Origin of the sequence: Kitasatospora cheerisanensis KCTC 2395, assembly GCF_000696185.1 — a bacterium.
Taxonomy (GTDB): Bacteria; Actinomycetota; Actinomycetes; order Streptomycetales; family Streptomycetaceae; genus Kitasatospora; species Kitasatospora cheerisanensis.
Genome location: NZ_KK853997.1, coordinates 4,471,704 through 4,494,343, shown reverse-complemented (window position 1 = coordinate 4,494,343; position 22,640 = coordinate 4,471,704). Strand labels below are relative to the sequence as shown.

23 protein-coding genes and 2 pseudogenes are annotated in these 22,640 nt (G+C 73.6%); 10 read left to right on the top strand and 15 right to left on the bottom strand.

The annotated features are described in order from the left end of the window. Positions 1–95 precede the first annotated feature (95 nt). Positions 96–1,560 (top strand): annotated as a pseudogene (locus tag KCH_RS20540) (alpha,alpha-trehalose-phosphate synthase (UDP-forming)). Between the two features lie 178 nt (positions 1,561–1,738). On the opposite strand, the gene otsB reads toward KCH_RS20540, so the two are convergent. The 4 genes from otsB to KCH_RS20520 all read right to left on the bottom strand — a co-directional run bounded on the left by otsB (position 1,739) and on the right by KCH_RS20520 (position 5,051). After that, positions 1,739–2,554 (bottom strand): trehalose-phosphatase, encoded by an 816-nt coding sequence (gene otsB, locus KCH_RS20535; protein ID WP_425268793.1) that lies wholly within the window; start codon positions 2,552–2,554, stop codon positions 1,739–1,741. Positions 2,555–2,595: 41 nt separating this feature from the next. Next, positions 2,596–2,826: a DUF3263 domain-containing protein gene (locus KCH_RS20530; RefSeq protein ID WP_035864965.1), complete on the bottom strand. Its 231-nt coding sequence runs from the start codon at positions 2,824–2,826 to the stop codon at positions 2,596–2,598. A gap of 25 nt (positions 2,827–2,851) precedes the next feature. After that, a complete protein-coding gene (locus KCH_RS20525; RefSeq protein WP_244305380.1) occupies positions 2,852–4,114 on the bottom strand; it encodes an extracellular solute-binding protein in 1,263 nt (420 codons plus the stop codon). Between the two features lie 148 nt (positions 4,115–4,262). Then, positions 4,263–5,051, bottom strand: coding sequence for a DeoR/GlpR family DNA-binding transcription regulator (locus KCH_RS20520; RefSeq protein ID WP_035864961.1), 789 nt, complete (start codon positions 5,049–5,051; stop codon positions 4,263–4,265). A 175-nt stretch (positions 5,052–5,226) separates the two neighbouring features. Here KCH_RS20520 and KCH_RS20515 point away from each other — a divergent pair, with 175 nt between their 5' ends. The 4 genes from KCH_RS20515 (at position 5,227) to KCH_RS20500 (ending at position 9,324) form a co-directional block, all read left to right on the top strand. Further along, on the top strand, positions 5,227–6,147 hold the full coding sequence (locus tag KCH_RS20515) for an SIS domain-containing protein (protein ID WP_035864960.1): 921 nt from the start codon (positions 5,227–5,229) through the stop codon (positions 6,145–6,147). 126 nt (positions 6,148–6,273) lie between these two features. Then, a complete protein-coding gene (locus tag KCH_RS20510) occupies positions 6,274–7,206 on the top strand; it encodes an ROK family protein (protein ID WP_035864958.1) in 933 nt (310 codons plus the stop codon). Further along, complete coding sequence (gene nagA / locus KCH_RS20505) at positions 7,203–8,378, top strand: N-acetylglucosamine-6-phosphate deacetylase (protein WP_035864957.1); 1,176 nt, start codon at positions 7,203–7,205, stop codon at positions 8,376–8,378. Before KCH_RS20510 ends, nagA begins: the two co-directional genes overlap by 4 nt. Before the next feature lie 88 nt (positions 8,379–8,466). Continuing rightward, positions 8,467–9,324 carry a class II fructose-bisphosphate aldolase gene (locus tag KCH_RS20500; protein ID WP_035864955.1) on the top strand — a complete coding sequence of 286 codons (858 nt, stop codon included), beginning with the start codon at positions 8,467–8,469 and terminating at the stop codon, positions 9,322–9,324. Between the two features lie 48 nt (positions 9,325–9,372). Here the strand turns inward: KCH_RS20500 and KCH_RS20495 are convergent, their stop codons facing one another. The 3 genes and pseudogenes from KCH_RS20495 to KCH_RS20480 all read right to left on the bottom strand — a co-directional run bounded on the left by KCH_RS20495 (position 9,373) and on the right by KCH_RS20480 (position 12,150). Further along, positions 9,373–9,594: a hypothetical protein gene (locus tag KCH_RS20495; RefSeq protein ID WP_157032132.1), complete on the bottom strand. Its 222-nt coding sequence runs from the start codon at positions 9,592–9,594 to the stop codon at positions 9,373–9,375. A gap of 193 nt (positions 9,595–9,787) precedes the next feature. Beyond that, positions 9,788–10,300 carry a hypothetical protein gene (locus tag KCH_RS20490; protein WP_035864949.1) on the bottom strand — a complete coding sequence of 171 codons (513 nt, stop codon included), beginning with the start codon at positions 10,298–10,300 and terminating at the stop codon, positions 9,788–9,790. Between the two features lie 75 nt (positions 10,301–10,375). Beyond that, positions 10,376–12,150 (bottom strand): annotated as a pseudogene (locus KCH_RS20480) (diguanylate cyclase domain-containing protein). Between the two features lie 286 nt (positions 12,151–12,436). Between KCH_RS20480 and KCH_RS20475 the strand changes: the two are divergent. Continuing rightward, positions 12,437–13,000, top strand: a complete 564-nt coding sequence (locus KCH_RS20475; RefSeq protein ID WP_425268792.1) for a flavin reductase family protein — start codon at positions 12,437–12,439, stop codon at positions 12,998–13,000. Between the two features lie 7 nt (positions 13,001–13,007). Here KCH_RS20475 and arfB read toward each other — a convergent pair whose 3' ends face one another. Continuing rightward, a complete protein-coding gene (gene arfB / locus KCH_RS20470; RefSeq protein WP_035864945.1) occupies positions 13,008–13,436 on the bottom strand; it encodes an alternative ribosome rescue aminoacyl-tRNA hydrolase ArfB in 429 nt (142 codons plus the stop codon). A 62-nt stretch (positions 13,437–13,498) separates the two neighbouring features. Between arfB and KCH_RS20465 the strand changes: the two genes are divergently transcribed. Both KCH_RS20465 and KCH_RS20460 read left to right on the top strand, forming a co-directional pair. Next, complete coding sequence (locus KCH_RS20465; protein WP_035872985.1) at positions 13,499–13,990, top strand: hypothetical protein; 492 nt, start codon at positions 13,499–13,501, stop codon at positions 13,988–13,990. Between the two features lie 117 nt (positions 13,991–14,107). Continuing rightward, entirely contained in the window at positions 14,108–14,683 is a 576-nt protein-coding gene (locus tag KCH_RS20460; protein ID WP_035864943.1) for a TerD family protein, read from the top strand. A gap of 60 nt (positions 14,684–14,743) precedes the next feature. Here KCH_RS20460 and KCH_RS42630 read toward each other — a convergent pair whose 3' ends face one another. Continuing rightward, on the bottom strand, positions 14,744–14,956 hold the full coding sequence (locus KCH_RS42630; RefSeq protein ID WP_167574087.1) for a hypothetical protein: 213 nt from the start codon (positions 14,954–14,956) through the stop codon (positions 14,744–14,746). Positions 14,957–15,144: 188 nt separating this feature from the next. On the opposite strand from KCH_RS42630, the gene KCH_RS42625 reads away from it, so the two are divergent. Further along, positions 15,145–15,510 carry a hypothetical protein gene (locus tag KCH_RS42625; protein WP_035864938.1) on the top strand — a complete coding sequence of 122 codons (366 nt, stop codon included), beginning with the start codon at positions 15,145–15,147 and terminating at the stop codon, positions 15,508–15,510. A 373-nt stretch (positions 15,511–15,883) separates the two neighbouring features. Here the strand turns inward: KCH_RS42625 and KCH_RS20440 are convergent, their stop codons facing one another. From KCH_RS20440 to KCH_RS20415, 6 genes are all read right to left on the bottom strand, one after another. Next, positions 15,884–16,381: a DUF3180 domain-containing protein gene (locus tag KCH_RS20440; RefSeq protein WP_035864934.1), complete on the bottom strand. Its 498-nt coding sequence runs from the start codon at positions 16,379–16,381 to the stop codon at positions 15,884–15,886. A gap of 143 nt (positions 16,382–16,524) precedes the next feature. Next, positions 16,525–17,124 carry a 2-amino-4-hydroxy-6-hydroxymethyldihydropteridine diphosphokinase gene (folK, locus tag KCH_RS20435; RefSeq protein ID WP_035864932.1) on the bottom strand — a complete coding sequence of 200 codons (600 nt, stop codon included), beginning with the start codon at positions 17,122–17,124 and terminating at the stop codon, positions 16,525–16,527. 35 nt (positions 17,125–17,159) lie between these two features. Next, the gene (folB, locus tag KCH_RS20430) at positions 17,160–17,519 is read right to left on the bottom strand and encodes a dihydroneopterin aldolase (RefSeq protein WP_035872982.1); all 360 of its coding nucleotides are present in this window, start codon (positions 17,517–17,519) and stop codon (positions 17,160–17,162) included. A 165-nt stretch (positions 17,520–17,684) separates the two neighbouring features. After that, entirely contained in the window at positions 17,685–18,182 is a 498-nt protein-coding gene (locus KCH_RS20425; RefSeq protein WP_208865971.1) for a nuclear transport factor 2 family protein, read from the bottom strand. A 2-nt stretch (positions 18,183–18,184) separates the two neighbouring features. Then, the gene (gene folP, locus KCH_RS20420) at positions 18,185–19,051 is read right to left on the bottom strand and encodes a dihydropteroate synthase (RefSeq protein WP_063750169.1); all 867 of its coding nucleotides are present in this window, start codon (positions 19,049–19,051) and stop codon (positions 18,185–18,187) included. A 172-nt stretch (positions 19,052–19,223) separates the two neighbouring features. Continuing rightward, on the bottom strand, positions 19,224–21,062 hold the full coding sequence (locus KCH_RS20415) for a phosphatidylglycerol lysyltransferase domain-containing protein (protein WP_244305379.1): 1,839 nt from the start codon (positions 21,060–21,062) through the stop codon (positions 19,224–19,226). Positions 21,063–21,452: 390 nt separating this feature from the next. Here KCH_RS20415 and KCH_RS20410 point away from each other — a divergent pair, with 390 nt between their 5' ends. Then, positions 21,453–22,637 carry an alpha/beta hydrolase gene (locus KCH_RS20410; RefSeq protein WP_035864928.1) on the top strand — a complete coding sequence of 395 codons (1,185 nt, stop codon included), beginning with the start codon at positions 21,453–21,455 and terminating at the stop codon, positions 22,635–22,637. The last annotated feature ends 3 nt before the right edge of the window (positions 22,638–22,640 follow it).

Below are 22,640 nucleotides of genomic sequence, written 5' to 3'. Positions count from 1 at the left end.
AACGGGGGCCGGAGCGGCGGCCGACCCCGACTGTTCACCCGGCACGGGCCGCGCCGGGTGGTTTGGTCCGCTGATCACACGGCAAGGTTGGCTGTATGGCCGATCACGCGTCCGAACGCCCCACGCAGTCCGGAGCCGCCCCGATCCTGGTGGCCTCCAACCGCGGCCCGGTGTCCTTCCGCACGGAGGACGACGGCACGCTGAGCCTCCGCAGAGGCGGCGGCGGCCTGGTCTCCGGGCTCTCCGCGATCGACGATCCGAACGCCGTCTGGGTCTGCGCCGCCCTCTCCGACGCCGACCGCACCGCCGCCCGGCAGGCCCCGAGGGCCGCCTCGACCGGGCCGGCCACGACGTCGGCGGGCAGGCCGTCCGGATGCTGGACATCGATCCGGAGACCTTCGCCCGGGCCTACAACGGCGTCGCCAACTCCACCCTGTGGTTCGTCCACCACCTGCTGTACCAGACCCCGGTGCAGCCCGCCTTCGACGCGGACTTCCGCACCGAGTGGGCCGCCTACCGCGCCTACAACACCGCCTTCGCCGAGGCCCTCGCCGCCGAGGCCGCCCCCGGCGCCGCCGTCCTGGTGCAGGACTACCACCTGTCGCTGGCCCCGCGCTGCTCCGGGAGCTCCGCCCCGACCTGCGCATCGGACACTTCTCGCACACCCCCTGGGCCCCGCCCGACTACTACCGGCTGCTGCCCGACGACGTCGCCGCCGACGTCCTCGAAGGCATCCTCGGCGCCGACCGGGCCGCCTTCCTCACCCGCCGCTGGGCGCTCGCCTTCGCCGACTGCTGCGAGGCCGTCCTCGGCGCCGAGGTCGACCGCGAGGCCCTCACCGTCACGCACGCCGGCCGCACCACCCGGCTCGGCGTCCACGGCCTCGGCGCCGACGCCGACTTCCTGCGCGAACGCGCCCACCGGCCCGACGTCGACGAACGCCTCGCCGCCCTGCGCGAGGCCGTCGGCGACCGCCGCACCGTCGTCCGGGTCGACCGCACCGAACTCAGCAAGAACATCGTCCGCGGCCTGCTCGCCTACCGGCACCTGCTCCGCACCCGCCCCGAGTGGCTCGACAAGGTCGTCCACATCGCCTTCGCCTACCCCTCGCGCACCGACCTCGCCGAGTACCGCGAGTACACCGCCGCGGTGCAGCGGATCGCCGAGGAGATCAACGCCGAGTTCGCCACCCCCGACTGGCAGCCGGTCCTGCTGCACGTCAACGACGACTTCCCGCGTTCCCTCGCCGCGTACCGGCTCGCCGACGTCGCCCTGGTCAACCCGATCCGCGACGGCATGAACCTGGTGGCGAAGGAAGTCCCCGTCGTCTCCGACCACGGCTGCGCCCTGGTCCTCTCCCGCGAGGCCGGCGCCCACGAGGAGCTCGCCGAGGACGCGATCACCGTCAACCCCTTCGACGTCGTCGCCACCGCGGACGCCCTCGCCCGGGCCCTCGCCATGCCCCCCGCCGAACGCGCCGACCGGAACAAGCGGCTCGCCGCCGCGGCGACGGCGCTGCCGCCCCAGCAGTGGTTCCTCGACCAGCTCGACGCGCTGTAGGAGCACCACCAGGGGGCGCGGGGAACCGCGCGAAGCGGCGGGCACCGAACCGCAAGGTCGCGACGCAGGGCCACGACCTGCACGCGATCGCGACCTTGCGGACATGCCCTGCGCCTGTCGCGCGGTTCTCCCCAGCCCCCGGCGCGCCGCTACGCGCCCAGCCGCTCCGCCAGCTCGTTCAGCACGTCCACCACCCCCGCCGGCCCGGCCACCACCAGGTCGGCCCGGTCGGCGAGTTCGCGTACGGGGGCTCGCCGGTGACCGGCCCGCTGCACACCAGGAGGCCGGGGTGGCCGGCCTCCCGCCGGGAGGCGATCTCCTCGTAGGCGGCGATGTCCCCGAGGTCGTCGCCGGCGAACAGCACCGCCCCGGCGTCGCGTTCCGCCAGGAACTTCCGCAGGGCGACGCCCTTGTCGACGCCCGGCGGCCGCAGTTCGAGGACCATCCGCCCGGGTTCGACCACCAGCCCGTGCCGCCGGGCCAGTTCGCCGAGCGGCGCCCGCAGTCGTGCCAACTCCCCGTCGGGGTCCGGCGCCCGCCGGGTGTGCACGGCGAGGGCCCGCTCCTTGTCCTCCACGAAGACGCCCTCCGCGGCCTTCGACTCGGCCAGCAGCGAAGGGAGTTCGCTCCGGACCGCGGCCACCCCCGGCGCCACCGGCGCAGCCGTCACGCCGTCCCGCGCGCTCCATCGCTCCGCGCCGTAGTGCCCGAGGATCGTGAGGTGCTCCAGCCCGGGGGCGGCGGCGAAGCCGCCGTACGCGGCGGCGGTCGCGGCGGGCCGCCCGGTGACGATGACGACCGAGCCGACCAGCGGGGCGAGCGCGGTGAGGGCGGGGAGGACGCCGGGGTGGGCGCGGGCCTGTTCGGGGTCGGCGACGATCGGGGCGAGCGTGCCGTCGAAGTCGAGTCCCACGACCGCGGAGCGCGGGTCGGCGAGCAGGCCCGCCAGTCCGGTCCGACCTGCCTGGGACGTGATCTGCTCAGCAATTCCCATGTCCCAGACGCTACCTGGCGCCGGCCGCCCGCGGGCGCGTCTCACTGCCGGGCGTCGCGTCGCGTCTGCCGGATCCGGCGCAGCCGGTTGACCAGGACGGGGTCGTGGGCGAGCGCCTCGGGCCGGTCGAGCAGGGCGTTGAGGAGCTGGTAGTAGCGGGTGGCGGAGATGCCGAGTTCCTGCCGGATCGCCTGCTCCTTGGCGCCGGCGGTCCGCCACCCGCGTGCTTCCAGTTCGAGTACCGCCCGGTCGCGGTCGGTCAGTTCGGCCATGCGTCCAGGCTAGCCGCGGGGGCCGTCAGCCCTTGCGGGCGCGGGAGGCCTCGGCGGCCGCGGCGGCCTGGAGTTCGCCGAGGACGTTCTCGCCGCCGGGCTTCACGGCCTCGCCCATGCGCTGCTTGAGCATGCTGGAGACCTTGTCCCAGGAGGGGTCGCCGAGCGGGTAGAAGTTGGCGTTCGGCAGCGCGTTGAGGAACTCGGTGAGGTCCTTGTGGGCGGGGTTGGCGGACATCTCGTCGAGGGTGTCCTGGGTGACGGGCAGCATGTTGTACTGCTCGTCGAACTTGAGGGTGTTCTCCTTCTTGTACACGAAGTTGAGGAACTTCTTGATCTCGGCGCGGTGGTCGTTCGCCTTGAACGCCATCATCCAGTCGGCGACGCCGAGGGTGGCGGGCTTGACGGCCTTGTCCTTGCGCGGGATCGCGGCGGTGCCGTACTTGACGTTGCCGGCGACGGCCTTGCTGACCAAGCCGGGGTGGCCGTTGAGCATGGCGACCTTGCCGGCGGCGAAGTCCGCGAAGGCGGTCTTGCGGTCGACCTTGGCGGGGTCGTCGTAGGTGAGGTGCTTCTCGACCAGGCTGGTGCGCAGCCAGTTGAAGGTGGAACGGTTCTGCGGGCTGTCGATGGTGTAGTTGCCGGCGTTGTCGGAGAGGCCGCCGCCGCCGCTCATGGTCCAGATCATCGACTCGCCCTGGGCCTCCTCGGGGCCGAGCGGCAGCGCGTACGGGGTGACGCCGGGGACCTTGCTCCTGATCAGTTCGGCGTCCCGGCGCAGTTCCTCCCAGGTGGTGGGCGGGGCGGTGATGCCGGCCTTGTCGAAGATGTCCTTGTTGTAGAAGAACACCCGGCTGGAGGAGATGAACGGGATGCCGTACTGGCTGCCGAGCACCTGTCCGGCCTTGGCGAAGGAGTCGAGGATGTTGACCTGGGTGTCGATGGAGAGCACGTCGCCGGCCGGGTAGAGCCGGTCGGCGGCGACCTGGTCGGCGTAGCCGCCGGTCTGCACCACGTCGGGGGTCCTGCCCTTGGCGATCAGGTCGGCGACGTGCTTGTCGATGTCGGTCCAACTGACCACGTCGACACGGACCTTGATGTCGGGGTTGGCGGCCTCGAAACGGCGGGCGAGGTCGTTCCAGTAGATCGAGCTGGAGTTGGTCTCGTTGTCTCCGTAGTCGGCTGCGACCAGGTTGAGCGTGACACCCCCCGACATGTCCAGGACGCCGCAGCCGGTGAGCAGCAGGGATCCGACGATGGGCAGGGGGAGCAGCGCTGATCGCTTCACGGATGGACCGCCTTCAGGAGGGTGACAGCGTGACCCTGACAGCCGCCCGAGGTGGTGGTCCATACCTGTGGTGACGGAGTTATCGAAGTGTCAGTTCGAGTTTCGCTCAGCGTGACGATCCATCAACAACTGTCCGGTAATGGGACGTTCACGCTTTCAGGACGGCCACCCCGGCGTCCGCGAAGGCGGCTGCCAGCTCCTCGGTGACCTGGTCGTCGGTGACCAGGGTGTCCACCCGGTCCAGACCGCAGATCCGGGCGAAGGCGCGGTTGCCGAGCTTGGAGGAGTCGGCGGCCACCACCACCCGGCGGGCCCGCTCGGCGAGCAGCCGGTTGACCGCCGCCTCGCCCTCGTGGTGGGCCGTGGCGCCGTGTCCGGCGTCGATCGCGTCCACGCCCAGGACCGTGGTGTCCAGGGTGAGTTCGCCGAGCACCTGGGCGGCCAGCGGGCCGATCAGCTCGTAGGACTGCGGGCGGGCGACGCCGCCGGTGACGACGATCTTCACCTGCGGGCGGACCGTCAGCTCGTTGGCGATGTTGAGCGCGTTGGTGACCACGGTGAGGCTCTGGCCGTTCTCGGGGTGCTCGGCCAGGTCGGGGCGGACCGCGAGGGCGCGGGCCACCTCGGTGGTGGTGGTGCCGCCGTTGAGGCCGACCACTTCGCCGGGGGCGATCAGGCCGGCCACCAGGGCGCCGATCCGCTGCTTGGCGTCGGCGTTGCGGGCGGTCTTGTAGCGCAGCGGCAGATCGTAGGAGACGCTGTGCGCCACCGCACCGCCCCGGGTGCGGGTGACCATCTGCTGGCGGGCCAGCTGGTCGAGGTCGCGCCGGATGGTGGCGGCCGAGACGTCCAGCGCGCCGGCCGCCTCCTCGACGTCCAACTTGCCGTGCTCGGCCAGCAGTTCCAGCAGTGCGTTCCACCGCTCGTACCTGGACATCGTTCCGCTCCTCCCGCGCTCGCCACCGCGCGCCCCGCGGCCGGTCGGGACAGCTTCGCACAACCGGGTCTGCGCCAGTGCATTGCGCAGTGATGCGCGAAACGGCTATAAATCAATCAGATTTGCGCACACTTCCTGTGTCGCCGCCCGGATACCGCCGAAGGAGTCCGCACCCATGCCGCACCCGTCCCTGACCGGCGAGGAGATCGCCACCCAGCCCGAGAACTGGCGCACCGCCGCGGCGCTGGCGGCGAGCGGCCCGGCCGGCCTGCCGCAGCGCGGCGAGCGCGTGGCCGTGGTCGGCTGCGGCACCTCCTGGTTCATGGCGCAGGCGTACGCCGCGCTGCGCGAGTCCGGCGGCCACGGCGAGACCGACGCCTTCGCCGCGTCCGAGTTCCCGCACGGCCGCCGCTACGACCGGGTCCTGGCGATCACCCGCTCCGGCACCACCACCGAGGTGCTGCGGCTGCTCGCCGACACCGACCTGCCGAGCACCGCGATCACCGCCTGCACCGACCAGCCGGTGGCCGCCTCGGCCGGCCACCTGATCGACCTGGGCTTCGCCGACGAGAGCTCGGTGGTGCAGACCCGCTTCGCCACCACGGTGCTCGCCCTGCTCCGCGCCCACCTGGAGCTGGAGGAGGCCCGCCCCGCCGGGGTGGCCACCGTCGCCGAGGCCGCCGAGGACGCCGAGCGCGCGGTCGCCTGGGACGTGCCGCGGGAGCTGGTCGAGCTGGAGCAGATCTCCTTCCTCGGCGCGGGCTGGACCAACGGCCTGGCCCAGGAGGCCGGGCTGAAGATGCGCGAGGCGGCGCTCGCCTGGACCGAGGCGTACCCGGCGATGGAGTACCGGCACGGCCCGATCTCGATCACCGCTCCGGGCCGCGCCGCCTGGGCCTTCGGCGCGCTGCCGGCCGGCCTGGCGGACGAGGTGGCGGCGGTCGGCGGCCGGCTGGTGGCCGACTCCGGCGCGGGCGGCCTGGACCCGCTGGCCGACCTGGTGCGGGTGCACAAGCTGGCCGTCGCGCTGGCCGCGCACCGCGGCCTGAACCCGGACGAGCCGCGTAACCTGACCCGTTCGATCATCCTGTCCTGACCGCCCGCCCCGGCCCGGCAAAAACCCCAGGAGTCGGCAAAGAGCGATAAACCTCACCTCTCAGGACCAGACCAATCGAGCAACTGGACTAGACCTCTTCGACCTGGCCAAGGGAAACTGTCCCCCGTGAAGCACGTCATCGCACTCGATGTAGGCGGCACCGGCATGAAGGCCGCGCTGGTCGCCCAGGACGGCTCCGTGCTGTACGAAGCACGCCGACCGACCGGGCGGGAGCACGGCACGGATGCCGTCGTCGCCACCATCCTCGACTTCGCCGCCGACCTGGCGCAGGAGGGCCGCACCCGGTTCGGTGCCGCCCCCCTCGCGGCAGGCGTCGCCGTGCCGGGAACGATCGACGAGAAGAACGGGATCGCGGTCTTCTCCGCCAACCTCGGCTGGCGGGACCTGCCGATGCGCAAGCTGCTCGGCGAGCGCCTCGGCAACATCCCGGTCGCCCTCGGCCACGACGTCCGCTCCGGCGGCCTCGCCGAGGGCCGGATCGGGGCCGGCCGGGGAGTCGACCGGTTCCTGTTCATCGCGCTCGGCACCGGCATCGCCGGCGCGATCGGCATCGGCGGGGCCATCGAGGCCGGCGCCCACGGCTACGGCGGCGAGATCGGGCACGTGGTGGTCCGCCCCGGCGGCCCGCTGTGCGGCTGCGGCGCCCGCGGCTGCCTGGAGACCCTGGCCTCCGCCTCCGCGGTGTCCCGGGCCTGGGCCGCGGCCACCGGCGACCCGGACGCCGACGCCGCCGCCTGCGCGCTGGCCGTCGACGCCGGCGACCCGGCGGCCGTCGAGGTCTGGCAGAACGCGGTGGACGCCCTCGCCGACGGCATCGTGCTGGCGCAGAGCCTGCTCGACCCGTCGACGGTGATCGTCGGCGGTGGGCTGGCCGAGGCCGGTGACACCCTCTTCACGCCGCTGCGCGCCGCGGTGACCGAGCGGTTGACCTTCCAGATGCCCCCGAAGGTCGTTCCGGCCATGCTCAAAGACACCGCCGCGTCCCTGGGCGCCGGCTTGCTCGCCTGGGATCTGCTCTCCATGGAGGTGACCGCGTGACCGCGGACCGAACTGCACTGGCCGGAGCCCGACTTGTCCTGCCCGGCGGGGTGATCGAAGGCGGCCGGCTCACGGTCGAGGGGGCGCGCATCGCGGACCTCGGCGGCGAGGCCGCGGCCGGCGACCTCGACCTGGCCGGGTACACCGTCGTCCCCGGCTTCGTCGACCTGCACGTGCACGGCGGCGGCGGCGCCAGCTACGCGTCCGGGATCGCCGAGGAGGCGCTCACCGCCGCCCGCACGCACCTGGAGCACGGCACCACCACGACGATGGCCTCCACCGTCACCGGCGAGATCGACGAGGTCTGCCGCCAGGCGGCCGTCCTCTCCGAGCTCGTCGAGGACGGCGTGCTGGCCGGCATCCACTTCGAGGGCCCGTTCATCTCGCACAACCGGTGCGGCGCCCACCGCCCCGACCTGCTGCGCGACCCGGACCCGGCGCTGGTGCGCAAGCTCGCCGACGCCGCCCGCGGCCACGCGAAGATGTTCACCCTGGCCCCGGAGCTGCCCGGCGGCCTGGAGTCCGTCCGGATGCTCGCCGACCAGGGCATCATCGCCGCCGTCGGCCACACCGACTCCGACTACGCGGTCACCCTGGAGGCGATCGACGCCGGAGCCACCGTCGCCACCCACCTGTTCAACGCGATGCCGGGCATCCAGCACCGCGCCCCGGGCCCGATCGTCGCGCTGCTGGAGGACGAGCGGGTCACCGTCGAGCTGATCAACGACGGCATCCACCTGCACCCCTCGGTGCTCGAACTCGCCTACGGCACGGCCGGCGCCGAGCGCGTCGCGCTGATCACCGACGCGATGGGCGCGGCCGGCATGGGCGACGGCCTGTACCCGCTCGGCCCGCTCCAGGTCCGGGTCGAGGACGGCGTCGCCCGCCTCGTCGAGGGCGGCTCGATCGCCGGCTCCACCCTCACCCTGGACGTCGCCTTCCGGCGCGCCGTCACCGTGCTCGGCCTCTCCCTGAACCAGGCCGTCACCTCGCTGTCCACCGTCCCGGCCCGGCTGCTGGGCCTGGCCGACACCCTCGGAACCCTGGAGGCAGGCAAGAACGCCGACCTGGTCGTCCTCGACTCCGACACCTTCGAGCTCGCCGCGGTGATGCGCCGCGGCGAGTGGATCGTCGGCGCGGACCGCTTCACCAGGGCCGGCAACCCGGCCTGACCCGGCCGGGGGCCTCCCCCGACCGCTCCCGCACGGGGGTGAGCAGCGGAACCTGCGCCTCGTTGCTCACCCCAACCGGGAGACCCCCTTGCCGCTCGTCCCCACCTCCGACCTGCTCGCGTCCGCCGCCGCCGACCGGCGCGGACTGCCCGCCTTCAACGTGATCACGCTGGAGCACGCCGAGGCGATCGCCGCCGGCGCCGAAGCCGTCGGCACGCCCGTCGTGCTCCAGCTCAGCCAGAACGCGGTCGCCTACCGCGGCGGCCGCCTGCTGCCGATCGCCCGCGCCTGTGCGGAGATCGCCGCCGCCGCCCGGGTGCCGGTCTCGCTCCACCTCGACCACGTCGAGGACTTCGACCTGCTGCGCGCGGCCCCCGCCGCCGGGTTCTCCTCCGCGATGTTCGACGCCTCCGCGCTGCCGCACGACGAGAACGTCAAGGCCACCGCCGAGGCCGCCGCCTGGGCGCACCGCCACGGCCTGCACCTGGAGGCCGAGCTCGGCCGGGTCGGCGGCAAGGACGGCGAGCCGCCGCTGTCCGCGCACGCCCCCGGCGCCCGCACCGACCCGGCGGAGGCGGCCCGCTACGTCGCCGACACCGCCGTGGACGCGCTCGCCGTCGCCGTCGGCTCCTCGCACGCGATGACCTCGCGCACCGCCGACCTCGACCTCGCGCTGATCGGCGAGCTGGCCGCCGCCGTCCCCGTCCCGCTGGTGCTGCACGGCAGTTCGGGCGTCCCCGACGGGCAGCTGGCCGCGGCCGTCGCGGCCGGCATGGTGAAGATCAACATCGGTACGGCCCTCAACCTGGCCTACACCCCGGCCGTCCGCGAGCACCTGACGGCCCGTCCGGACACCACCGACCCGCGCCCGTACCTCACCGCCGCCCGGGACGCCATGACCCGCACCGTCGAGCACCTGGCCCGGGTGGTCGCCGCGGCCCGCTGACCTGCCGACGGGGCGCCGGGGAGGTTCCCGGCGCCCCGTCGCGGTGCGTCACTTGGTGGGGTAGCTGCCGACCGACATCGGCGTCAGCGCGACCTGGTCGACCAGGACGGGGCTGGCGGCGCCGGCCGGCAGGGTGACGGTCAGGGTGTTGGGCCCGGCCTGCAGGACGGGCCATATGTTGGTGCTGTACCAGGACTGGTTCGGGTCCTGGGTGCCGCCCTTGGAGTAGTTCTTGAAGGTCACCCCGCCCGGGTGCTCCTTGCCGTTCACGGTGACCTGCGCGGGCTGGTCGGCGCCGGTGTTGTTGAAGTGCAGCCAGAACTTGGTCTGCCCGCCGGTGTCCGAGTTGACCGTCCAGGTGAACGACGAACCGCCCTGCAGCGCAAGGTAGTTGCCGTCCGCGGAGATCGCGCCCTTGACGGCGGAGCCGGTGCTCGCGCCCTGCGCCTGCAGCTTGGAGGCGTCACCGAGCGGCTCGGTCGCGGCGCTGGGGCTCGGCGCGGCGCTGGAGGGGCCGCGCTCTCGGGGCCGCCGGGGCGGTCGGGCTGTGCGTGGTGGCGGCCTGGTTCTTGCCGCCGTCCGGGTCGCCGGTGGAGAGCGCGACGCCCGCGCCGACGGCGATCGCCGCGACCACCGCGACGGCGCCGATCACGGCGGCCTTGCCGCGGCCGGCCGGCCTGTCCTCGCCGGGCCGGGGTCGGGAGCGCTCGGCGTACCGGGACTGCTGCGGCAGCGCGGCGGTCTCCTGGCCGGGCGCGACGCCGGGCGCGGCGCCGGGGCCGGCGGGCGGCGGGGTCTGCGGGTAGGCGGGCCGCTCGCCGTAGTTGGCGCGGCCGACCTCCATCGGGCGGCTGTAGCCTGCGCGGGGCCGCTCGGGTGCGGGCTGCTCGCCCTCGGCGGGGCGGTACAGGTACGCGAAGGGGTCGTCCTCGCCCGCGCCGTCGGGCGCGCCGCCGTTGCTGCCGGCCGTGGTCACGGTCAACTCCCCAGTACTGGATGCTCTCGTACCCAGGGCACCCTACCTGCCGTCACCGAGGACGGAACAAACGGTTCAGCCCGCCCGACGGTGCGAGCGATCGCCGCGCGAGCCGCGGGCCGCGCCGCCCCGGGTGCGCTTCTCGTCGTACATCCGCTCGTCCGCGGAGTGCAGGACCTCGTCGATGCTCATCCCGCAGCCGGCCCAGCCGATACCGAGGCTGACGCCGACCCGGACCACCCGGTTGTCGATCCGCATCGGCGGGAGGATCGCGCTGCGCAGCCGCCCGGCGAGCTCCTTCGCCTCCTCGCGGCCGATCGCGTCGGCCAGCACCACGAACTCGTCGCCGCTCATCCGGGCCACCGTGTCGCCCTCCCGGACGACCTGCAGGAGCCGGCGGGCGATCTCGATCAGCACGGCGTCGCCGGCGTTGTGGCCGTAGCGGTCGTTGACCAGCTTGAAGCCGTCGAGGTCGCAGTAGAGGACGGCGAGCCCCTTGTCGGCGCCGGCCCGGCGCTGGCCGTGCCAGAGCTCGCCGTGCGCCGGGTCGGCGGGGACGACGGCGTGCACGTGGTGCGCGGGGGTGCCGTCGTGGCGGAGCACCTCGCCCGCGGCGAAGGCCTCGCGGTCGCGTTCCAGGGCCTCGTCCGGGGCCGCGTAGCCGTGCGCGAGGGCGGCGGGGGCTGCGGGGCCGCCGGGCCGTCCTGGGCGGCGTGGGGCGGCTGGTGCGCGGCGCCGGGCGGCAGCGCCTGGCCGGGCAGTCCGGGGCGGGAACAGAGGCGGCGGGCCAGCCGGGCCCGCAGTTCGGCGCCGTTGGGCAGGCCGGTGAGGGCGTCGTGGCTGGCCCGGTGGGCGAGCTGGAACTCGTGCCGCTTGCGTTCCTCGATGTCCTCGACGTGGGTGAGCAGGAAGCTCGGCCCCTCGGTGGCGTCGGCGACCACCGAGTTGCGCAGGCACACCCACTGGTAGCCGCCGTCCCGGCGGGAGAGTCTCAGCTCTGCCCGGCCGCCCTCGGCGCTGGTGCGCCGCAGCAGCTCCAGGTCGTCGGGGTGGACCAGGTCGACGAAGCGCTGCTGGCGCAGGGTGGCCCGGGGCCGGCCGAGCAGCCGGCAGAGCGCGTCGTTGACGCGGGTGAGCTGGCCGCAGCCGTCGCCGTGCAGTTCGGTGATGGCCATGCCGCTGGGGGCGTACTCGAAGGCCTGCCGGAAGGACTCCTCGCTGGCCCGCAGCGCCTGCTGCTCCTTCTCCAGGCGGGCCAGGGCGCGCTGCATCTCGGCGCGCAGCCGGGCGTTGCCGATGGCGATGGAGGCCTGCAGGGAGAACATCTCCAGGGCTTCGCGGGTCCACGCGCCGGGGCGCTTGCCGCTGCGCGGGCGGTCCACCGAGAGGATGCCGAGCAGGTCGCCGCCGGCGCTGTACATCGGGGCGAGCAGGACGTCGGCGGGGTGCCAGTCGTTGTCGTAGACGGGCAGCGGGCCGTCGCCGGTCCAGGCAGGGATGTCGGTGCCGATGGCCCAGCCGCGGTCGTGCGGGAGGAAGCGCAGGGTGCCCCAGTGGTCGGCGACCTGGAGCATCCGGTCCCAGGACTCGCGGGAGCCGACCTGGCCGAGCAGCACGGCGGGGCCGCCGAAGGCGGTCTCCTCGATCTCCCAGACGGCGGCGATCACCAGGTCGCCGTCGGGGCGGACCAGGCTGACCGCGGCGGCGTCGAATCCGAGCCCGTGGACCGCGCCCTCGACGACCGCCTGCAGGGTTCCCGCCAGGCTCCGGGCAGCGTTGAGGTCCGCCACGACCCGGTGCAAGGTGCGGAGGGTCGCGAGGCGGACGTAGGGCTCCGACTCGGCTTCCATGCGGGGGCTCCCCGGCTGCTTCGGATAGTTCTTGAAAGGTTGTCGTCCGATTGCCAGAAGAACTGAATCACAGCGAGCACTCCGATAGGCACGCTCGGTCAGCAATAGCCTGTGAGTGTGACTCAAATCACATAATGATCAAGTGATGATCGTATTCGGAATCGCCGGTGAACGCCAGGACGCCCACCGGGCGACTTCCGCCGCGTCACCGCCCGCCCGCTCGGCCGAGCGACCGATCCGGCCTACGACCAGGGCCCGATACCGGCGCGCCCGACCGGGGACTACCGTGCGGTACGTGTACAGCGCCCCGCAGCCCCCCACGTCCCCCGCCGCTCCCGCCCCGGTCGCGGAGGCCGGCGCCACTCCCGAGGAGTTCCGCGCCGCCCTCGGCCAACTGGCGGCCGGCGTCTCGCTGGTGACCGTGCACGACCCGGAGGACGGCGAGGACGCCGGCATGACCGCCACCTCGTTCCTGTCGGTGTCGCTGGAGCCGCCGCTGGTGCTGGTCTCGGTCCGCGAGGACTCCCGGATGGACGAGCTGCTGGCCCGCGCCGAGACCTGGGCGGTCTCGCTGCTCGCCGAGGAGCACCGCACCCTGGCCTCGCGCTTCGCGATGAAGGGCCGGCTCTCCGACCGCCTGCTGTTCGCCGACACCGCCTGGCACCGCGGCCCGCACTCCGGCGCCCCGCTGATCGACGGCGCGCTCGCCACCGTGGAGTGCCGCACCGAGCAGCGCATCCCGGCGGGCGACCACACCCTGGTGCTCGGCCGGGTGCTCGCCGCGCAGGTGCCCGCCCCGGCCGGCCGGCCGCTGGTGTACCTCCGGGCCGGCTACCGCCAGCTCGGCTGACGGGCCGTCACTCCGGCTTGATCCGGCCGCGCCCCTGCTTCAGCGAGGCGCGGTGCCGCTTGTTCTCCAGCCGGCGCTCGACCATGCCGCGGCTGGGCTTGGTGGCCCGCCGGGCCTTCGGCGGCGGCGCCGTCGCCTCGCCGAGCAGGGAGGCCAGCCGGGCGGCCGCGACCTCGCGGTTGCGCCACTGCGAGCGGTGCTCGGAGGCGCGCACCGTCAGCACCCCGTCGACCAGCCGGGAGGCCAGCCGCTCCAGGGCGCGCTCCTTCCACACCGGCGGCAGCGCCTCGGAGGCCGCCAAGTCCCAGCGCAGCTCGACCTTGCTGTCGGAGGTGTTGACGTGCTGGCCGCCGGGGCCGGAGGAACGGGAGAAGCGCCAGACGAGCTCGGCATCGGGGACGATCACCGAACCCCGTACGCGCACGGGCTCTGTCATGCGGCCATCATCCCGCCCGGGCACGGCCGCCGTCACCTGGTTAACCCGGCACAATGGCGGGCGTGATCGAGCTCGGCTACTCCCTCTCCAACCGCTTCCCCGACCCCCCGCAGACCGACTACCGCACGGCCCAGGTCCGCGCGCTGCGGCACGACCTGTTCGCCGGCGACGTCTACCTGGAGACCGACGAGGGCGCCGGCGTGGAGACCCGCTGGGGCTGGGTGCCGGTGCTGGACTTCGCCTGGGCGCTGTGCGACGTCGTCGAACGCCTGGACGACGACCCGCGCGGCAGCCGGGAGGCCCGGGTCCGCACCGAGGACCTCGACTTCACCCAGAACACCGAACTGCTGCGCTTCGCCCGCCGGTTCGGCTGGGTGGAGATCACCGCCACCTGGCGGCCCGAGGACGAACCGCTGGTGGTCCGGCACGCGGAACTGCGGCGGGAGGCCCGGGACTTCCTCCAGGACGTGCTGGCCGACCTGACGGAGCTCCACGAGGACCTGGCCGACAATCCGAACATCTGGACCGTGCAGGGCCGGTACCCCAGAATCTGACCCGGCGTCGGGCGCGGCCGGACGGGGGAAAGAACCGTCCGTCCACCGAGCGGTGGAACCAAAGGCCGCCCGTCCCGCGTTCTCTGGGCAAAACCGACCGAAGGGACACCACAGACCATGCCCGTGAGCCTCTCCAAGGGTGGCAACGTCTCGCTGACCAAGGAGGCCCCCGGCCTGACCGCGGTCACCGTCGGCCTCGGCTGGGACGTCCGCACCACCACCGGCACCGAGTTCGACCTGGACGCCAGCGCGATCGTCCTCAACGGCGAGGGCAAGGTCTACTCGGACCGCCACTTCGTCTTCTTCAACAACACCAGCACCCCGGACAGCACCGTCGTCCACACCGGCGACAACCGCACCGGCGAGGGCGACGGCGACGACGAGCAGGTCAACGTCAACCTGGCCGCGCTGCCCGCCGACGTCACCCGGATCACCTTCCCGGTGTCGATCTACGACGGCAACAACCGCGGCCAGAGCTTCGGCCAGGTCCGCAACGCCTACATCCGGGTGCTCAACCAGGCCGGCGGCGCCGAGATCGCCCGCTACGACCTCTCCGAGGACGCGGCCACCGAGACCGCGATGATCTTCGGCGAGCTGTACCGCAACGGCGCCGAGTGGAAGTTCCGCGCCATCGGCCAGGGCTACGCCTCCGGCCTGGTCGGCATCGCCCAGGACTTCGGCGTCAACGTCTGAGCCCCCGGCACCACGTGAAAGGGCCCCCGCTCCGGCCGGAGCGGGGGCCCTTTCACGTCGTCACGGCCGGCCGGCCCGCAGCTCGGGCAGCTCCAGCAGCTCGGTCTCGTCGTGCGCGGTCAGGTCGACCACCTCGGGCTCGGTGTCGGACTCCGCGTGCTGGTGGCTCGGCGCCTGCTCCACCGCGCGGTGCGCGGGCTGCCCGGCGTCCACCGGCGCGGTCTCCAGCACCGCGTAGCGCTCGCTGTCGGCCACCGCCTCGTCGCCCACCACGTCCGCCAGGTCGCCGACCGCCGGGCCGGCGCGGCCGCCCGCAGCGCGGCCCGGGCGCTGCCCGGCCGGCCGAAGAAGCTGAACGCCGCCGCCCGCGGCCGCTGCGGGGCCGCCGGGCCGCCTGCTCGCCGTCCTGCGGGCGCGGGACGGGCAGCGCCGGGCCGACCGGGCGCAGCGCCGCCGAACCGGTGGCCTGCACCGGCTCCGGCATCTTCGGCCGCAGCTCGACCTGGGCCCGCTCGTCCACCGCGCGGCTCGCCTCGGCGGCCGCCGCCTGCCGCTCCAGGTGCCGCATCGCGGCCTGGGCGCGGACGTACGCGGCGGGCGTGACGGGGTGCTTGGGGCGGGACGCCTCCAGCGCCTGCCGGGCCGCCTCCGCCTCCTTCAGCGCCTGCTCGGCGACCAGCACGGCGCGCTCGCGCAGCAGCCGGGCGATCTCGGTCTCCGCCTTCGCAAGCCGGGACTTCTCCGCGGTCAGCCGCCGCCCGAAGCGGGTGGCCCGCTCCTCGGCGACCTCGGCCGCGTACTCGGCCTCGGCGATCTGCTCCTCGTAGCGCTCCTCGGCGCGCAGCCGGCGCTCCATGGCGACCTCGGCGGCGGTCCGGGCGGCCCGGTCGCGCTGCCGCAGCACCAGCGCCAGGCCGACCACCGCGACGACCGCGGCGACCCCGACCGAGCGGGCCACGATCTGGTCCGGACTGGCCACCAGCGCGGCCACCGCCGCGAGCACGAGCACACCTGAGGCGACCGGCGGCAGCGACCGGCCCAGGACGGAGGAATGACGGTGGCGTCCGCGAGACATGGCTAGAAACTAGCGTGCGAATCGCGGCCCTGTCAGCCTCGCCCCCCATTCCGCCCTTGACACGCCGACAGAAACACGTGCCGCATCCGCCCGGCCACCCGCGGTGACCGGTTCCGGCGGGGCGGTCAACGCGGCGAGGCGGCGGTGCCGCGCGGGTGGTCGGGGTCGTCGTGGTCCTCGGGGAGCCGGCAGATGTGCTGCAGCCACAGCGCCACCGCGATCACCGCCGCGCCGGCCAGCACCGCGAACAGCGCGGTCGCGGCCTGCGAGCGGCGGGCGGGGACGTCCAGCGAGCCGAGCAGGAACACCCCGACGCCGCCGTAGACGCCGGTCACCACCGCGGAGACCAGCGCACTGGCCTGCCCCAGCACCAGCGCCCGCGCGGCGTGCAGCGGATCGACCCGCTTCGCGCCGGGCTGCCGCTCCCGGATCGCCTTCAGCCGCGACCGCAGCGAGATCGCCGCGGCCAGCAGCACCACGGCGATCGCGGCCAGCACGAACGGCGCGTACGCGGGCACCCCGGGCAGCGTGCCCAGCGAGTCCCACAGCCGGGCGCCGCCCCAGGACAGCACCCCCGTGATCGCGGCGATGCCGAGCAGCAGGCGGAGACGGAGCGGCTTCACGCGGACGGGCTTCCTTCCCAGTGGTTCGACCCGGTCTCGGACGGCCCCGGGCTTCGACGGGGCACGGCGATCAGCCCACCGTACCGGCCGGGCCGCACCCGCAGGGAGCTACGCCTGCGCCCCGTCGGAAGTTCCCGGACGGCTCACTCCGGCAGGCGCAGCTGCAGGTCCGCGCGCAGCCGCACGCCCTGCGCCTCGGGGCCGCCGAGGCCGGCCAGCAGTTCGGAGACCGGGCCGTGGCCGGGCAGCTCGGCCTGCGGGTCGGCGTCCTGCCAGGGGGCGAGCACGAACGCCCGCTCGTGGGCGCGCGGGTGCGGCAGGGTCAGCTGCGGGTCGTCGCTGCGGACGCCCTCGTAGGCGAGGATGTCGACGTCCAGGGTGCGGGCGCCCCAGCGGACGGTGCGTACCCGGCCGAAGGCGTCCTCCACCGCGTTGGCCCGCTCCAGCAGGTCCTGCGGCGGCAGCGAGGTGCGCAGTACCGCGACGGCGTTGAAGTAGCTCGGCTGGTCGGCGGGGCCGCCGACGGCGTCGGTCTCGTACACCGCGGACAGCGAGGTCACCCGCACGCCCGGGGTGTCCTCCAGCGCGTCGACGGCGCCCTGCAGGGTCTCCAGGCGGTTGCCCAGGTTGCTGCCGAGCGCGACCGCGGCGGTCCGTGACTCGTGCAGGGTGGATTCCACGCGGTCCACCTTGCCCTGCAGGTCGAACGTGGTCGGCGTGGCGGTCGGGTCTGTGGTGGCCATGGGAGTTCCCTCCACTCGGGCTCCACCGGGCGCCATCAGGCGCGGCTCCGGCGGATCGTGATGGTGACGTCGTCGAACGGGACGGTGATCGGGGCGTCGGGCTTGTGCACGACGACCTCGACCTCCTCGACCACCTCGTGCCGCAGGCACTGGTCGGCGATCCGCTGGGCCAGCGTCTCGATCAGGTCGACCGGGTCGCCCGCGATCACCGCGGTGACCTCCTCCGCGATCACGCCGTAGTGCGCGGTGCGGGTCAGGTCGTCACTCGCGGCGGCCGGCCGGGTGTCCAGGAACAGCGTCAGGTCGACGACGAAGGTCTGACCCTCGATCCGCTCCCGTTCGAAGACGCCGTGGTGGCCGCGGGCACGGAGCCCACGCAGGGTGACGCGGTCCAGCACAAGAATCACTGCTCCCAGCTGACGGCCCCGCCGGAGCGGGGACCGGCGGGCACCGTCGCCCGCCGCCCCTCGAATCTACCTTCGAGCACCGACCGGCCCGGACCGCCTCCCCGGCCGCCCACCCGATCGGACCGGCCACCGCGGCCCTTGACGGACGGCGGCTCAGTCCTCCTCGTCGTCCTCGTCGTCGCCGCTGGTGAGCACCGGCGATCCGTGGTGCGACCACAGCTTCCAGCCGTCCGGAGTGCGCCGGAACACGTTCGTCGACACGACCTTCCCGCCCACCAGCGGCCCCAGTTCGCCCTCCTCCTCGGGCTCGCCGCCGGACAGGATGTTCTCCGTGCAGGTGACGAGCGCCACATCGCCGTGGACGTCCACCTCCACGTCCGTCAGGAAGAACTGGATGTACTCGGTGTTCGCCATGATCAGCATGTACGACCTGGTCACCTGGGCCCGGCCCACCAGCGCCGGCCAGCCCGGGTGCACGCAGAACACCCCGCCCTTGTCGTCCGCCTCGCCCGGCCCCAGCCAGATCGACTCGACGGCCTCCAGGTCGCCGTTCTCCAGTGCCTCGTACAGCGCCTGATTGGCCGCCAGCACGGCTTCCTCGTCCGGTTCCAGCGCCGCCGCCCGGTCGTTTCCGCTCACTGCCTCCGCCACGCCTACCCCCTCTGCGCCGCCTGCTCCCAGGCCGCGACGACTCGTACGGCGTCAGCCGTGCCGGACACGTCATGGACCCGTACCGCCCAGGCACCCGCCTTCGCCGACAGCACCGAGACCGCCGCCGTCGCGTCGTCCCGCTGCCGCGCCGGGCGCAGCTCCCCGGTTTCCGGGTTGGCCAGCAGCGTACCCAGGAAGCGCTTGCGCGAAGCCGCGACCAGCACCGGCCGTCCCAGCGCCGTCAGCGCGTCCAGCCGGCCCAGCAGCGCCCAGTTGTGCTCGCTCGTCTTGGCGAAGCCCAGGCCCGGGTCCAGGATCAGCTGATCCTCCTTCACCCCGGCCGCCAGCAGGTCCTCGACCCGGTCGGTCAGCTCCCGCACCACGTCCGCGACCACGTCCTCGTACACCGCCTGCGCGTACATGTCCGCCGACTGCCCGCGCCAGTGCATCACCACGAACGGCGCGCCGGTCTCGGCGACGACGGCCGCCATCGCCGGGTCCGCGAGTCCTCCGGACACGTCGTTGACGATCTTCGCGCCCGCCCGCACCGCGGCCCGCGCCACGGCCGCCCGCATGGTGTCCACCGAGACCACCACCCCGGCCCGGGCCAGCTCGGTCACCACCGGCACCACCCGGCGCAGCTCCTCCTCCTCCGTCACCCGGACCGCGCCCGGCCGGGTCGACTCCCCGCCCACGTCGACCAGGTCCGCCCCCCGCGCCACCAGGTCCAGCCCGTGCGCGACGGCCTTCGCCGGATCCAGCCACATCCCGCCGTCCGAGAACGAGTCCGGCGTGACGTTCACCACCCCCATCACCGCACAACGGTCGAGGACGGGCAGACCAGGGAGGTTTTCGCTCATACGACCCATTATCCGCGGTGGGGACGAGGGCAAGCGGGCGCGGGAACGGGGGCGCGGGGAACTGCGCGAGCAAGGAGCGCACGTCGGCAAGGTCGCGATCAACGGCGAGTCGCCGTCCGAGATCGCGATCTTGCGCTGGTCGCCTCCCGCTTCGCGCGGTTCCCCGCGCCCCTGGTTCCGCCTACGCCGCCTTGCCCAGCTGCACCGGCGTCTCCGGCATCAGCCCCTGCCGCTGGCGCTTGCGCCCGAACCGCGGCATGCCCAGCGTGATGAACGCCTCCGCCTGCATCGCGGCGAAGCCGATCCGCGGGAGGTCCCGGGTGTGCTGGTAGACCAGGAAGCGGGGCTCCCAGGTGGGCTGGAACTTCGCGTTGAACTTGTACAGCGACTCGATCTGGAACCAGCGCGACAGGAAGACCAGCAGTCCGCGCCAGGCGCGCAGCACCGGCCCGGCGCCGATCCGCTCGCCGCGGGCGAGCGCCGAGCGGAACATCGCGAAGTTCAGCGAGACCCGCCGGATGCCCATCGCGCCGACCTCCTGGAGGGCGGCGACGATCAGCAGTTCGTTGAGGCCGGGGTCGGCCTCGCGGTCGCGGCGCATCAGTTCCAGCGAGATGCCGTCCTCGCCCCAGGGGACGAAGTGCAGCACCGCCTTCAGGTCGTCGCCGGAGTCGGTCTCCCCCTCCTCGGGCGCCTTGTGCGCCGTGACGACCACGCAGTCGTCGTCGCCGGCGTCGCCGAACCGGCCGAGGGCCATCGAGAAGCCGCGTTCGGTGTCGGTGCCGCGCCAGCGGGCCGCGGCGTCGGCGATCCGGCGCTTCTCGTCCTGGGTGAGGTCGCCGACCCGGCGGACCTTGCAGGAGTAGCCGTTGCGCTCGATCCGCTTGACCATCTGGCGGACGTTGCGCATGGCGCGGCCGGAGAGCGAGAAGGTGGCGGTGTCGACGATGGCCTCGTCGCCGAGTTCGAGCGCGTCCAGCTGGGCCTCGCGGGTCCAGACCTCGCCGCCGACCTCGGAGCAGCCCATGACGGCGGGCACCCAGGCGTGTTCGCGGGCGGTGGTCATGAAGACCTTGATCGCGCCGGGCCAGGCCTCGACGTCGCCGACCGGGTCGCCGGAGGCGAGCATCACGCCGGAGACCACCCGGTAGGAGATCGCGGCCTTGCCGGTGGGCGAGAACAGCACGCTCTTGTCGCGGCGCAGCGCGAAGTAGCCGAGCGAGTCGCGCTTGCCGTGCCGGGCGAGCAGTTCGCGGACCTTGAGCTCGTCCTCGGGGGTGAGCTCGGGTTCGGGCTTCTCGGGGCGCAGCGCCAGGTACGCGGTGGTGAGGGCGGTGACCAGGCCGAGCGCGCCGAGCGAGTAGCCGACCAGGTCGCTGATCCGGTCGGTGGTGTAGTGGATCGGTCCCTCGAAGCCGAACAGGCCGTAGCCGACGTGCTCCAGGCGCTGGAACAGCGACGGGTCGCCGACCTCGGCCTTCCAGCGGACCGAGACGATGACCAGGCCGAGCAGCACCGAGACGGCGCCGAGCACGACGAAGTTCAGCACCGCGCGCCAGCGGGTGCGCGGGTCGGCCTTGGCGTAGAACTCGCGCTGGTGGACGAGCATCACCGCGAGCAGCGCCAGCGAGATCGCGGCCTGGCCGAACTGGTGCCAGCGCAGCAGGTGCAGCGCGGCGCCGACCGGCAGCAGCACGCAGACGGCGCGCCAGGCGCGCCGCTTGCGGCGGCGCAGCGCGTGCGCGAGCAGCACCAGCAGCATGCCGACCATCAGGGTGCCGGCGGCGGCCAAGGTGGTGGTGCCGCCGGGCAGTTGGCCGGCCCACACGTGCATCCGGGTGAGCCGGAGCCGGGGGAAGACCGCACACGCGATGTCGATCAGTCCGATGACCAGGCAGGCGTAGCCGACGACGCCCGGAAGCCATCGCCGTGGCACGGCGGACGCCTGGGACCGAAGCGCCTGCAGCCCCCGCCGTCGGGGCTGGTCGGTCGTGGTCTCAGCGGACACGGGAGCGCTCATGGGAACCCAGCCTAGAGGCACCCGGGCGCTGCGCGCGCACCCCGGGCGCCGGGTTGTGATGAACCTTCATGACTGTTCCTTTTTCTGGCAATCCGCACGTCAAGAGGGGTCCATGGGACGGAGGAGCCCGTCCGTCCGGGGCCCGGTTCGAGCGGTCCCGCTCGCCGGACCGGGGGATGCGGCGGGTACCACCGATGCCGCACCCGTGGCCGCCGGCACGGCGGTTCGGCGCGATTCCAACCGGTGGACGCCGCATTCTAGGGCGACGGTTCCCGTTCGCGCAGTCATCCGGTCGTACTGGTTTCCGACGCTCGGTCAGACTACCCCCACGCGCTTCCGACGGACCGTCAGACCACGATGGCGGAGCGGGAGTCGAGAGGATCGGAAGGCATGGAGCTGACCAGCCGGACACTGGTGTACGCGCTGATCGCGGTGGCCGTGGGGGCCCTGATCGCCACTCTCTGGCTGTGGCCGCGGCTGTCGGCGCAGCGCCCGCTGCCGGTGCTCGGCCGGCTCGGCCTGCTGACGGTCACTCAATCGGCGGCGCTGTCGGTGCTGTTGCTGTCGGTGAACAACGCGTACGGCTTCTACACCTCCTGGAACGACCTGCTGCGCCCCGGCGCGGCCGCCCCGCTCGCGCTGACCTCGGCGCGCACCCCCGGCGCCGTGCCGGACGGCGACAAGCTGGTCCAGCCGACCGACGAGGGCGGGCTGGAGACGGTCAAGGACGTGCTGCCGGCCGGCAAGCCCGAGGAGGTCGGCCGGATCGACTCGGTGCGGCTGACCGGCACCGAGTCGGGGCTGTCGGACCAGGTGTTCGTCTACCTGCCGCCCGAGTACTTCAATCCGCGCTACGGCCGCGAGCACTTCCCGGTGCTGGTCGCGCTGGCCGGCTACCCGGGTCCGACGCTGAACCTGGTGGACAGCCTGCAGCTGCCGCAGACCGCCGCCGAGCTGCAGCGCTCCGGCCAGATGGCGCCGACGGTGATCGTGATGGCCCGCCCCACCGTCGTCCCGCCGCGGGACACCGAGTGCGTGGACGTCCCCGGCGGGCCGAAGACCGAGACCTGGTTCGTCAAGGACGTGCCGGCCGCGCTGCGCTCGGCGTACCGGCTGGGCCGCGGGGCGGAGTCCTGGGGCGTGTTCGGCTACTCGACCGGCGGGTCCTGCGCGCTGCGGCTGGCGATGCGCCACCCGGACGCGTACCACAACGCGGCCGGGATGCACCCGGACTACACGGTGCCGAACGACCGGTGGACGGACGGCGACCTGTTCCGGGGCGACGCGGACGCGGCGAGACAGTCGGACCTGAACTGGCGGCTGAAGAACCTGCCCGCGCCGGCCGCGTCCCTGCTGGTGGTCTCCACCCACGCGGAGGACGACTACCAGGCCACCCAGAAGTTCCTCGCCACCGCGAAGCAGGCCGCCGAGAACCACCCCGAGTTCCTGGTGGACTCGCTGATGCTGCCGGACGGCGGCCACTCCTTCGAGACCTGGCGCCGCGAACTCCCGGCCACCCTGGAGTGGCTCAGCGACCACCTGGCGCGCCCGCAGGACCGCGAACCGCGGCCCTGACGG

Coding starts and splice junctions, on each gene's coding strand:
- otsB (WP_425268793.1), bottom strand. CDS start 2,554: ATGGGAATTGCTGAGCAGATCACGTCCCAGGCAGGTCGGACCGGACTG.
- KCH_RS20530 (WP_035864965.1), bottom strand. CDS start 2,826: ATGGCCGAACTGACCGACCGCGACCGGGCGGTACTCGAACTGGAAGCA.
- KCH_RS20520 (WP_035864961.1), bottom strand. CDS start 5,051: ATGTCCAGGTACGAGCGGTGGAACGCACTGCTGGAACTGCTGGCCGAG.
- KCH_RS20515 (WP_035864960.1), top strand. CDS start 5,227: ATGCCGCACCCGTCCCTGACCGGCGAGGAGATCGCCACCCAGCCCGAG.
- arfB (WP_035864945.1), bottom strand. CDS start 13,436: ATGACAGAGCCCGTGCGCGTACGGGGTTCGGTGATCGTCCCCGATGCC.
- KCH_RS20460 (WP_035864943.1), top strand. CDS start 14,108: ATGCCCGTGAGCCTCTCCAAGGGTGGCAACGTCTCGCTGACCAAGGAG.
- folK (WP_035864932.1), bottom strand. CDS start 17,124: ATGGCCACCACAGACCCGACCGCCACGCCGACCACGTTCGACCTGCAG.
- folP (WP_063750169.1), bottom strand. CDS start 19,051: ATGGGTCGTATGAGCGAAAACCTCCCTGGTCTGCCCGTCCTCGACCGT.
- KCH_RS20415 (WP_244305379.1), bottom strand. CDS start 21,062: ATGAGCGCTCCCGTGTCCGCTGAGACCACGACCGACCAGCCCCGACGG.
- KCH_RS20410 (WP_035864928.1), top strand. CDS start 21,453: ATGGAGCTGACCAGCCGGACACTGGTGTACGCGCTGATCGCGGTGGCC.